This window comes from Leptospira wolbachii serovar Codice str. CDC (genome assembly GCF_000332515.2).
In the GTDB taxonomy this organism is placed as follows: Bacteria; Spirochaetota; Leptospiria; order Leptospirales; family Leptospiraceae; genus Leptospira_A; species Leptospira_A wolbachii.
On the sequence record NZ_AOGZ02000008.1, the window covers coordinates 351,136 to 363,584 of the forward strand.

6 protein-coding genes and 1 pseudogene are annotated in these 12,449 nt (G+C 39.3%); all 7 read left to right on the plus strand.

From position 1 onward, the window contains the following. Window positions 1–9: 9 nt before the first annotated feature. The 7 genes and pseudogenes from LEP1GSC195_RS03520 (at window position 10) to LEP1GSC195_RS03550 (ending at window position 12,448) form a co-directional block, all read left to right on the plus strand. On the plus strand, window positions 10–2,760 hold the full coding sequence (locus LEP1GSC195_RS03520) for an adenylate/guanylate cyclase domain-containing protein (RefSeq protein WP_015680076.1): 2,751 nt from the start codon (window positions 10–12) through the stop codon (window positions 2,758–2,760). A 5-nt stretch (window positions 2,761–2,765) separates the two neighbouring features. Then, window positions 2,766–4,889 (plus strand): FecR domain-containing protein, encoded by a 2,124-nt coding sequence (locus LEP1GSC195_RS03525; protein ID WP_015679828.1) that lies wholly within the window; start codon window positions 2,766–2,768, stop codon window positions 4,887–4,889. Next, window positions 4,879–6,060 (plus strand): LIC11435 family protein, encoded by a 1,182-nt coding sequence (locus tag LEP1GSC195_RS03530; RefSeq protein ID WP_015679861.1) that lies wholly within the window; start codon window positions 4,879–4,881, stop codon window positions 6,058–6,060. Before LEP1GSC195_RS03525 ends, LEP1GSC195_RS03530 begins: the two co-directional genes overlap by 11 nt. Window positions 6,061–6,103: 43 nt before the next feature. Further along, the gene (gene hisD / locus LEP1GSC195_RS03535) at window positions 6,104–7,396 is read left to right on the plus strand and encodes a histidinol dehydrogenase (RefSeq protein ID WP_040506256.1); all 1,293 of its coding nucleotides are present in this window, start codon (window positions 6,104–6,106) and stop codon (window positions 7,394–7,396) included. Then, the gene (panC, locus tag LEP1GSC195_RS03540; protein WP_015679976.1) at window positions 7,393–8,247 is read left to right on the plus strand and encodes a pantoate--beta-alanine ligase; all 855 of its coding nucleotides are present in this window, start codon (window positions 7,393–7,395) and stop codon (window positions 8,245–8,247) included. The genes hisD and panC overlap by 4 nt, the downstream gene beginning before the upstream one ends. A 27-nt stretch (window positions 8,248–8,274) precedes the next feature. Continuing rightward, window positions 8,275–11,676: pseudogene (mfd, locus tag LEP1GSC195_RS03545) on the plus strand (transcription-repair coupling factor); the annotation flags it as partial. A 100-nt stretch (window positions 11,677–11,776) separates the two neighbouring features. Beyond that, entirely contained in the window at window positions 11,777–12,448 is a 672-nt protein-coding gene (locus tag LEP1GSC195_RS03550; protein WP_015680158.1) for a lipoprotein LipL31, read from the plus strand. Window position 12,449 lies beyond the last annotated feature (1 nt).

The window sequence follows — 12,449 nt, forward strand, 5'->3', positions numbered from 1 at the left end:
AAAAAAGGCATGATAGAAATTTCCGCAGAAATTCCGTTCCTCCGAACGTCCAAACTCTCGTTTTTGCTCTGGGATGAATCCCCGGGCAGTTTAGAAACTTGGGATTGGAACGAGGGGATTACTATATTCTTCCAGACTCGGCGTGCCGGTGAATTGGAGTTCCGTTTTGGGCCACCACTCTGGGGAATTCCTACGGAAACGAACCGTCTTGAGTTTCCTTTTGTTTCCATTCACAATATTCCAACAAACAAGTATTTGGCGTCCGAGTTATCGCGATTAGGTGAAGGTAAAACTATTTATGTTCTGATTCCTAAAGGTCTGGAACTGGAAGCCCGTTCTGTTTTTGCTCGTTTAGAATACCTTTGGGACGATAAAATTTCCCCTGATCGCATCACTCATAAATTTGGACTAACAGGAAAAACAAGTTCTGTTGCGGATTCAACTGTTTCTAATCATCACATATCTAAAAAAACTTCCTTTAGCCATCCACCTCTAGAATTTGTGGGAAGGGCGGGTAGAAAAAAAGAAAGAGAAGAAGCATTGGTTTCTGCCAATGGTGCGAGTGTTCACTTTGAAGAAGTGAATACACAATTACCTTACGAAGAACGGGAAGAAATTTCTCCATCTGATGAATCTCCAAATCATCCTTATGATTTAATCGAATCTTCTTTTTCTGAATCAGATGTTGTCGAACCAAGAACGATAAAACCAGAAATAGTTTCCGAACAAAAACCAGCTGAGATCGCCGAATCTTCCGAATTACATGCATTAGATGAATCATCGAATACAAAATTTTCGCTTCAACTGAAAATGATGGGGGTGATTAGTTTTCTTTTTATTCTTTCTGTTTCCGTTATTATCTTTTTTGCTTCTTTCTATTTTAAAAGGTCAATAGAACTTCAGTTACGAGATAACAACATCCGCATTGCTGAAATTATCGGTTCCAAGGTAAAATCAGATATTTTGGGTGTTGTCGAAAAAGGCCGCCAAATCGCAATTACACTTACTACCCAAGGGCTTCCCGAAGCAGAACGAAGACTTTTGATTAAAACCTTCTTTCAGAATGATAAAGAATTTATTTACTTAGGGATTTTCGAACGAAAAGAAAATACCTTAGTGATGAAGCGGGAAGTTTTTAATGAAGAAGAGTTAAAAAAAAGTTCAGTAACCGAGGAAGATTTTCATGCAGTGGTTAACCGAAATCGGGATGCACTTGCAGAAGCTTTTAATGGGCAAGCTGTACTGTTAAACTCGAGTCCTGGATTCCAAGAACCGTCCTTTGCCATCGCCATCCCAACCTCGGAAAATGGGGACAATGACAATGCTCTTGTGATGATTGTTAAACTAAACAAAATCATAGGCGCCTTTTCTAAAAAAGGAATCGAAACCACTTTTATGGTGAATGGAAATGGAACAGCTCTTGCCCATCCGAAGGAAGACTTAATCCTTGCGGCAACAGATCTTGCTTCTATGCCAATCGTCAAATCCATGTTAACCAGTGCTCCGAATACAGGTCAAATGAGCTATTTGGATGAAGAATTAGGTGGGTCATACTTGGGATCTTTTCAAAAGATTGGATTTGCGGATGCAGGAGTGATCACTATTGTATCCGAAGAAAAAGCCTTTGCTGATGTTTATAAAAGTCAAAAAACAAATCTATATATCGCGGGGATTGGACTTTGTTCCGCACTTATCTTTGTATTTTTCTTTTCGAAAACGATTACAAAGCCGGTTTTACAACTATTAACTGCAACTTTAGAAATTGCCAAAGGAAATTTTAAGATTGGGATCAAACCAACAACTCAGGATGAAGTGGGACTTTTGACCAAATACTTCATTGATATGGGTGCGGGTTTGGAAGAAAGGGAAAAGGTAAAAAACATCCTTGGAAGTATGATTGATCCTGTTGTGGTACAAGAAGCTATGGTGGATCTTGCTGCATTGAAACGGGGATCGGAAACTCATATCACTGCTTTTTTCTCGGATGTGGCAAGTTTTTCTACCATCTCCGAACAGCTAAAATCGGCGGACTTGGCCGCACTTCTCAACGAATATTTATCTGCAATGACCCTTTTACTAAAGAAACACGAAGGTGTTTTGGACAAATACATCGGAGATGCCATAGTGGGAATCTTCAATGCACCAGTTCCCGTCTTAGACCATGAACTAAAAGCTGCTCGCGCTAGTGTTGACATGGTAATGAAACTTGCAGAATTACGCGAGTATTGGACTGCAAACAATCTCTATTCTAAAGAAGCGCAAGTGATGGATGCAAGGATCGGACTTAACTCAGGACCAGCTAAGGTTGGTTTTATGGGGACTGATGCTTTGGCATCTTACACTATGATGGGAGACACGGTAAACCTTGCGGCAAGGCTCGAAGCTGCTGGTAAAGATTATGGTGTGAACATTCTTATCACTGATCCTATTCGTGATGCCATTCAAGGAGAGATGGTGACTCGGTATTTGGATTTGGTTCGGGTGAAAGGTAAAAATGAACCTGTCAAAATTCATGAACTCATTGGTTACCGTTCCTTGGTTACACCAAATGCCATTGAGGCGGCAGAGATTTATGAATCTGGATTTAAAGCTTATTTAGGACAAAATTGGGAATCTGCGATTAAATTATTTACTGAGGCTGAAAAAACAAAAGCAAGTAAAGACAAATCTAGCCGGATGCTTATTGAGCGCTGTGAAGAATACAAACTAAACCCTCCTGGTTCTGATTGGGATGGAGTGTTCACTAGGACACATAAATAAATTCTATGAGATGGTTAAACGATACAAGATTTGTAGTTTCAGCACTTTTACTGCTCATTCTTGTATTCTCATTTCTTCTCCATAGAAACTTAAACTATCGTTTTAATGATGCTTCTGGCCCAACCATTGGAGTCATTACTTTCAAAAATAAAATTGTACTTCGAAAATACAATGATGCAGTTGTTTGGGATTTGATAGAATCTAAAACAGAAGTGAAAAATAGGGATACTATTCGCACCGAGGGTTTGTCGGACGCCATACTTACGTTAAATGATGGTACGAAAATCAATATTTCAGAAAATTCAATGATCCTTTTGGACATTTCTGACAAGAACATCAATATCAATTTTGCTTATGGATCTTTTGAGGCCGCCAGAGAAGGAACTGTATCTGGTGATATAAAGATGAATATAACTGCTGGTGACAAAACCGTTCAAGTGGCAAATGGTGATGTAAAACTAGATAAAACCAAATCAGAGTTAAATATCAAAGTAGACCAAGGTGAAGCAAAACTTACGTCCAATGGGAAGGAAGAAACCATTGCCAAAGACCAAATCGCAAATGTAACCGAATCGGGAGTGAAGGTAGGTAAACCTGTTTATCGATTGGTGGCACCTGAAGACAGAAAGAATATCCTATCTGAATCGGGGACAGAACGAATCCAATTTTCGATCTCTGGTTGGAAACAAGAGTCTGCGAAGCTGACCAATGCTTCGATAGAAGTTTCTTTATTACCCGATTTTTCCAAATCACTTTTTAAAGAAAAACTAACATCGGCTAACCTTTCTAAAAAATTGGGAGCAGGTTCCTACTATTGGCGTGTATCCTATGAGGGTCCGAGTTCCAAATCCAAACAAACAACGGAAGTTTATCAATTCCGAATTTTAAGTGATCCAGGTCTTCGGATTATGAGCCCGAAAGCTGGGGAAGTGTTTACTTTCACACAAGACGCACCCGTGGTTCGCTTTGTGTGGAATCCATTAGATCTTTATTCTTCTTATACTGTACAAATTGCAAGGGATTCCAATTTTTCAGATGGAGTGATCTCCAAACAAACCCAAAACCAATCTTTAGCATTTGATTCCTTAAAAGAAGGAAGTTACTTTGCAAGAATTCAAGCTAAATCCAATCTCCCTGGAATTGCGGAAAAAACTTCTGTTGCTGTTAGTTTTCAGGTCACTAAAAAAACGAATATAGCTCCTCCCGAATTATTAGAACCCGCACGTGGGAAAACCTTCGCAGAAGAACAAACCAAATCACAGCTTTTCTTTTCTTGGAAAGATGATAAAGATTTTAGTGGATACGAATGGGAACTTAGCTCTGATTCTAACTTTCGTTCCAAACTAAAAACAGAATCCACCAAGAACAATTTTTTAAAACTCACCACAGGTTTTGGTATGGGAGTTTACTACTGGAGAGTGAAGGGAATCAGTTCGAATGGAATTTCTCTCGAATCAAAACCAAATTCATTTACTGTCATAGCCAAAGAAGAAATGGAGTTGATTGCACCCGCAAACGGAGCTGAGGTGGAAGTGGATGAACGTTCGACTGTTGTTCTTAAATGGAGAAAGTTGACTGGTAAGTCTAATTATGAATTGGAAATTGCCAGAGAATCCGACTTCAAACCTCTCCTAACGAAAGAAACGGTATCTGGAAATTATTTTGAATTCAAATCTAAAGATTTAGGTCGTTTTTATTGGCGAGTTCGGCCTGCAGAGGATGATAGTGATTTTAGTGCCGTTCGTAACTTCCAAACGATTACCAATCGAGAACCGCCGAGTTTGCTAAATCCAATACGTAATGAAACTATTGATTTGTTTACTAAGAGTTCAATCCTATTCTCTTGGAAATCGGTAGAAAAAGCCTCTGGCTATCGAATCCTAGTCATTGATATTTCTGGAATCCGAGAAAAACAAATTCTAAATGAACGAACCAATTCCACCAAACTACAGTTTAGCGAAATCCAAAAGTTGAATGTGGGTAGATACAGGTGGGAAGTTGCTGCCTTATACAAACAATCCGATGGAACAGAAAAGGAATCTGCTTATAACAAACAAGATTTTTTCATCTCTGTACCTGAACTTAAGGTTCCAAAAATCCTAACTCCAGGAAAAATCTATGTGGAATAAGGTCCTGTTATTTATTCTCGTTTCTTTTAGTTTTGTAACATCCCTTGTTGGACAAACAAATGGGGAAGAAGTCACCCAATACCAATTGCGTTGGATGGAAGTGGAAGGTGCTACTGGTTATGTTTTAGAAATAAAAAATTCTAGTGGGTATCTGGTTTTCTCTGAAAAAGTGAATGGTACAAGTTATGATTTAGTAAATTACACTTCTGGAATTTATGAACATCGGGTAGCTGTAGTAAATAAATTAGGGAAGGTGGGTAGTTATTCTGATTGGGTAAAATTTGAAGTTGTTGTATCTAGGGTTCCAACGCTTACAAAGGATTCCATTTATTCTGTGTCCAAGGAAGAAAAGGAAAAAGTATTTTTACTCGAAGGTAAAGATTTTATTTATCCCATGAAGGTATATCTGGTGATTGGGGGAAAAAGAATTCTGGCTAAGAAAGTCGTTATAGAATCTGATTCCGTAGCCAAAGCAACCTTTGCTGTAGATGCAGACACAGATACTGGAATTTATGATTTGGTATTAGAAAATCCAAGGAATAAAGTTCTTACAGCAAAACAAAGAGTGGTTTTGTCCGATTCAAAAGAAAAGGCAGCTAGGTTTGCGGCTAGGCAAGAACGTATCATTCGGAAGGAAGTTCCAGAAGACTACTATGAAACTCCCTATTGGTCTACCCTTTGGCGGTCTACACTGCTACCGGGTTGGGGGCAGAAATACATTGACGGAAAAAATTGGAAAGTATACGTTTTCCCATTGGTTGCAGTCTCTGCGGTTGCGGTTTATGCCAATTCATATAACAAATTTTTAAGTGCAAGATCCGACTACCAATCAGCAGTTCTTCTCGGAGCCTTACTTGTGGACCAACCAGATGCGCAAGTTTTTTGGTTAGTCAATAGAACCAATGCCGAAGCAAAATTTAATACCGCAAAAACTGAGTTAGGTGTGATCCAGGCAGGTGCGGGAATATTAGGTGCATTTTTACTCTATAATATTGTGGATTCATATTTTTCTGCCAAAAGAAATGTGGCTAACTACGAACCAGGATTTCCTTTAGGAGAGGCGACCAAACGTATACAAGCAACAGTCACAACAGATGCAGGTTGGAACCAATCAAAATTTGCGTATGAATATGGGTCTCGTTACCAAATCGAATTCTCTTCCCGTTTCTGACAAAAAGCTTGTTTAGGGAAGGACTTCCCTCCAAGCTGATTTTATGCCGATTCCTATCCTACGCTGTGACAGAAATTCACGGAATCAATTGGATCGTTTTCTATTGGATGCCAAAGAAGACCTTAGCTCTGCGACGGAAAAAATCCTTCCTATTTTGGAAGCTGTCCGTACGAGAGGAGATCAGGCTCTTGTCGAATACACAGAAAAATTTGATGGCATCAAACTAAGTTCGGTTACACTCGATCCTCGTTCTATCCAAACCAATCTAGATCCAAAAATTAAAGAAGCCTTCCTTCGGGCAAAGGCCAATATCGAAGAGTTCCATAAAGCTCAGAAAAGAGAATCCTGGTCTAAAACCATTGATGGAAACAGGTTAGGTGTTAAATATACAGCCATTCCATCGCTTTCTGTTTATGCTCCTGGTGGAAAGGCTTTGTATCCTTCGAGTGTCCTTATGGGAGTCATTCCGGCAATGATTGCTGGAGTAGAAAATATCCAACTCGTCACACCACCTCAAAAAGAGGGATTGCCTGAAATTCTGATTTGGCTCTGTCAAATCCTTGGAGTCAACCGCATCGTTACCGTGGGAGGGGCGCAAGGGATAGCCGCTTGTGCCTACGGAACCGAATCTATCCCTAAATCAGAATTTATTGTTGGGCCTGGAAATGCTTATGTAGCTGCCGCCAAATCTTACTTAGCTGGTAAGGGTTTGATTGGAATCGATAGTCCGGCGGGTCCGAGCGAAGTAACTATCATTGCAGATTCCTCCGCGAATCCCAAATGGGTCGCCTGTGATATGTTATCGCAAGCAGAACATGGGGAAGATTCCTCAGCGATTCTACTCACTACAGAAGAAAGTTTTGCAAAACAAGTTAGTGAAGAATTGGAAAAAGCATTTTTGGAACGCCCCAAACGTTTGGAAATGAAACAACATTCCATCTATAAAAATTCTGCCATTTTGGTTTTTCCATGCTTAGAGGATTGTATTTGGTTTTCGAATGAACTGGCTCCGGAACATTTAGAAATCCAAACAAAGGACAATGAAGCTGTGTTTTCGAAGATTCTACACGCAGGAAGTGTATTCCTTGGTCCTTATTCACCAGTTGCTATGGGGGACTATATCAGCGGAACCAATCATATCCTTCCCACAGCCAGAGGCAGTCGGATCTATTCCTCCTTAGGTGTGGACACATTCTTAAAAAGAGTGACCTTCCAAGAGGTTACTAAGGAATCTCTAGAAAAACTTTATCCATTTGTAAAGTTGATGTCCGAATTGGAAGGTTTAGATGAGGAACATGGAACTAGTGTGAAAGTGCGTACTGAGGAATCTCCATGAAGGTTGTTTCAAAGATATCGGATCTAAAAAGCCAAATTGGAGAATGGAAAAAGGCCAGTTACTCAATTGGATTTTGTCCTACTATGGGAAGTTTGCATGCAGGCCATCTTGATCTCGTGGAAACGTCGAAAAAAGAAACTGATAAAACGATCGTTTCGATCTTTGTCAATCCAACTCAGTTCAATGATCCCAAAGACTTTGAACAGTATCCGGTGAAGACAGACGATGATCTACTGTTATGCGAATCTAAAGCTGTGGATTTGGTTTTTTTACCTGAGGTAAAAACCATGTATCCGGAAACAAAAACTCCCATTCTACTAAGCATTCCTGAATTGCAAAAACATCTTTGTGGGAGAACAAGGCCCGGTCATTTTGAAGGGGTTTTACAGATTGTTTCTAAACTCTTTCATTTAATAGAACCGAACAAAGCTTTTTTTGGTTTGAAAGACTACCAACAGTTTCGCGTCATTTCTGCAATGGTGGAAAATTTAAATTTTCCTTTAGAAGTGATCGGAGTTCCCACACGTAGGGAAGAGGATGGACTTGCGATGAGCTCGCGTAATGTCCGTTTATCGGAAAAAGAGAGGGAAACAGCAAGTCTTATTCCTCGGATGTTTGCTCTTGCCAAAAAAACAATCCTTTCGGGAGAACGGGATCTTAACCTCTGGAAAGAAATCCTAAGAGATTTTCTCCTTACGGGATCTTCCGTGCGTATCGATTACTTAGAAGTTGTAGATCCTATCATACTTCAACCCAAAGAAAAATTAGAAGCTGAGGTTTTACTGGCTATTGCTGTATTTGTTGGCGAAGTTCGCCTCATTGACAATCAAATCATCCAAATTCCGAATTAAACATTCATGTCAAAAGAAATCGAAGATCGTAAATTTAGTCCCAAACAAGTATTCGCTGATTCAAAATCATCCTTAGTTAATTTAAGTGGAATTCCTGAGTCGGCCCATTCCTATGCTACAGGTTCTTTGTATGAGACACTGAGTGCAGATTCTGCATTTCTTGTAGTCCTTCCAACGAACCAAGATGCCGAAAGTTTTTCTCGTGAACTTCTCAGTTTTCTTCCTCAAGATGAGATTTTTTATTTTCCGGGGCCAGAAAACATTCCTTACGAATATACTAAATGGCAGATGGAATGGAAGAGGGATCGAATCCTCACGATCAATCGAATATTATCGGGAAATCGTTGTTTGGTGGTAACTTCAGTTTCTGCATTATTGCGTAAGCTTCCTGTAAAAGAAAGTTTAAAAGGAAAATCAATTACCTTAAAGTTAGGAAAAGATTTTCCATTGGATAAGTTACTCTCTGAATTAGTCAATTTAGGATACCATAGAGAAGAGGTTTGTGAACAATTTGGTCACTTTAGTTTAAAGGGTGGAATTTTAGATATTTACACACCTTATTTGGCAAATCCAGTTCGGATTGATTTTTTTGGAGATACCGTTGATGAAATTCGAACCTTTGATCCGAATACTCAGAAATCTATAGCTAAAATTCAGGAAATCATCATAACGGCTGCCAACGAAACAGTTGTAAGTCGGGAAGAAAAGACTAAGTATCAGGAAGAACTTGAAACTCATAAAGAAAAGCGCCTTCCTATTGATTCCGAATTGGAAATCATTGAAGAACACCTACCTTTGGTGCGGAAACATGAAGGTTTCCTAAAGTTTTTTGCCAAAAGACCCATTCTCATTTTCCCAAGGTTTTATGATACGAAGGAACGGTCTTTCGGAATGGAGAGGGAGTACAATACACTTTTCGAGAAGAAAAAAGAAGAATCTTTGTGTCTAAAACCAGAGGAACTTCTTTCTTTTGGGGAAGAATGGGAAACCCTCACTTCGGAAGAGACTGCAGGAATTCGTTTTTCTCTTTTGCCAGACAACCAAAGAAATTTCTCTTATGAACCTATAACTGAGGTTCGCGGGTTTCGGGGAAAAATTCGAGAAGCCAAAGAACATTTTTTAGAACTACTCAGCGAGGATCCAAAGAATAAAATCTTTATTACCTCCTCATTTTCGGCACAAATGATGCGACTCAAAGGTCTTTTCTCGGAAGGAGAGCTCGAAACTATTCATTCTGATTCGGAAGATCCGACTCCTCTCCCGTTAAACAAAGTTAAGCCGGGAATTCATTTAGTGATCTCAGATCTCAAACGCGGATTCCATATCCTTGAAGATCATGTTTATATTTTCACTGACAATGATTTATTCGGTCGTCAATACAAACGAAAGACTCGGTATAAAAAACAAGCCTCTCAAATGATTGAATCTTTCATTGATTTGAAAGAAGGCGATTATGTTGTCCATGTCAATCATGGTGTGGGACGTTTTGTTAAAATCGAAAGAACCAAGGCCGATGGAAAAGAAAGGGATTTTTTAAAATTAGAATATGCTGGTGGGGATAGTTTATTTGTTCCTCTTGACCAAATTTCTTTGGTTCAGAAATACATTGGAGGAACCGATTCTCCAAAACTGGATACCTTAGGAAAGAATTCTTGGAAAAAAGCCAAGGATCGGGTTCAAGAATCGGTAGACAAACTTGCCGAAGAACTAGTGTTACTCTATTCCAATCGTCTGAAACTAAATGGATTTGCTTTTCCTCCCGATACCATTTGGCAGGAAGAATTTGAAGCAGCATTTGAATTTGAGGAAACCCCTGACCAAATTTCTGCCATAGAAGCCGTAAAACAAGATTTAGAATCCATTAGACCGATGGATCGTTTGGTTTGTGGGGACGTAGGGTATGGAAAAACGGAAGTCGCCATTCGCGCTGCCTTCAAGGTGATAATGGCGGGAAAACAAGTGATGCTTCTGACGCCCACAACCATCCTGTCTCTACAACATTTTAATACATTCAAAACAAGGTATGAAAACTATCCAATCAAAATTGCCTTTGTCTCAAGGTTCCGAACTCCTGCTGAAATCAAAGAGGATCTAAAGAATTTTTCCGAAGGAAAAATTGATATGCTTATTGGAACCCATGCCATTCTATCTTCCAAGGTAAAACCAAAAAACCTGGGACTACTGATTATTGACGAAGAACAAAAGTTTGGTGTGACTCATAAAGAAGCCATTAAGAAGTTTAAAACCCTTGTGGATGTTTTGACTCTTACAGCCACACCAATTCCTCGAACTTTACACATGGCACTGACCGGAATTCGTGAACTTTCCATTATCTCAACGGCACCAAAAAATAGACAGAGTGTTGAGACCTATGTTTTAGAAGAAGACGATACTCTCATCCAAGAAGCAATACGAAAGGAAATCGAACGAGGAGGACAGGTTTTTTATCTCTACAACCGAGTAGAGTCGATTGAAGAAGAAGCCGCTTACATCCGTTCGTTAGTTCCTGAAATTTCTGTAGGAATCCTTCATGGTCAACTCACCGAAGATGAAATTGAAGAAACCCTCGTTGATTTTTATGAACGCAAATATGATATTTTAGTCACAACCACAATCATCGAATCGGGAATTGATATGCCCAATGTCAATACTCTCATTGTCAAACGAGCTGATATGTTTGGGCTTTCGCAATTGTACCAAATTCGAGGTCGAGTGGGCCGTTCGGACAGAAAAGCTTATGCTTATATGTTTTATCCTTCCAAGAAACTAATGACGGAACTTGCCGAAAAAAGATTAAATACAATCTTCGAATACCAAGAGTTAGGTTCTGGATTTAAGGTTGCTATGCGAGATTTAGAGATTCGGGGAGCCGGAAATCTCCTCGGAAAAGAACAATCTGGCGATATTATGGAAGTTGGGTTTGATCTTTACGTGAAGATGTTAGAAGAGGCAATCTCTCGTATCAAAGGGGAAGAGGTGCGTGTCGAAGTTCGTACGGCTGTGAATTTAAAAACCAACTTCTATCTACCAGACGATTATATTCCTGATACAAAACAGAAAATAGAATTTTACAAACGATTTGAAGGTTCTGCAAATTTGGATGAAATTGAGGAACTTTCCTTGGAGATGGAAGACAGGTTTGGCGAATTACCGCAAATTGCAAAGACCTTTGTGGAATTAGAAAAAATCCGCACCCTTGCTTCCAATTTGGGATTCGAATTTGTTACCGAAAAACCAGAGGAAATCCTCTTTAAATGCGGTACCTATTTCCGTGGAAACCCTGACCGAGTGATCCAAGCTATGGCCAAATTTAAGGGACTACTGATTTCCCCACAAGAGCCATCTGTATTACGTTATACGATTCCGGAAAGAGAGGATTTGCAAAAAATTAAGAAATTGCTTTCTCTTCTGGAATTTTTGGCCGCTTAATTTTTAGGCAATAGAATCAATCTCTATTGCTTAAAAAAAGATAGACATTGCGGGAATTCACGAAACCATCATCACAAATCCTTTCAGGCACTAAAATAATATGACTAAAATCCTTCCTTTGTTTGTTTTTTTGGCATCCCTTTTCCTCGTTCAGTGTTCGGACTCTTCTCCGGTCATCGAAACTTTGGATAACCATAAAATTACCGTAAAAGACTTTGAAGCAGCTTACGATACGGCTCTTGATTCCATCAGCCGATTACAAAATATCGAAAAAAAGACTCTTCTTGAGTTCATCGAAAAAGATATCAATGAAGTTCCGCAAAACTTCCAAGATCTGAACTACCAACTCCAAAAGAAAAATTTCTACCAAACTTACCGTCAGATGATTATGACTCGCTTAGTAGCGGAGAAAAACGGTTACATTTCTCGTCCAGACGTTGCTGAAGTGATCAAACAAGTAGAGATGCAAACCATTGCGCAAATGTATGTTTCTGAACAAGTGGAGAAAAAAATCCAAATCACTGATGAACAAGCAAAAGCGGAATGTGAAAGGCTTCGTGGATTGGATCGAAATATTGCAAACCTAACAATTGATAAATGCCTTACTTTTGCAAAAGCGCAAATCAAACAATTGCAAACTAGAGAACAACTTCCTTTAGTCGTCGAAAGAATTAAAGAAGAAGTAACGATAAAACGTAACGATAAATTTGACTTGGATGCATACCTTGCGCCAAAGAAAAAAGTGGAAGAACCAGCCAACCAACAAAAATAAG

Excerpts from the sequence above, each read along its gene's own strand:
- LEP1GSC195_RS03525 (WP_015679828.1), top strand. The coding sequence starts at position 2,766 with ATGAGATGGTTAAACGATACAAGATTTGTAGTTTCAGCACTTTTACTG.
- LEP1GSC195_RS03520 (WP_015680076.1), top strand. The coding sequence starts at position 10 with ATGATAGAAATTTCCGCAGAAATTCCGTTCCTCCGAACGTCCAAACTC.
- hisD (WP_040506256.1), top strand. The coding sequence starts at position 6,104 with ATGCCGATTCCTATCCTACGCTGTGACAGAAATTCACGGAATCAATTG.
- panC (WP_015679976.1), top strand. The coding sequence starts at position 7,393 with ATGAAGGTTGTTTCAAAGATATCGGATCTAAAAAGCCAAATTGGAGAA.
- LEP1GSC195_RS03530 (WP_015679861.1), top strand. The coding sequence starts at position 4,879 with ATGTGGAATAAGGTCCTGTTATTTATTCTCGTTTCTTTTAGTTTTGTA.
- LEP1GSC195_RS03550 (WP_015680158.1), top strand. The coding sequence starts at position 11,777 with ATGACTAAAATCCTTCCTTTGTTTGTTTTTTTGGCATCCCTTTTCCTC.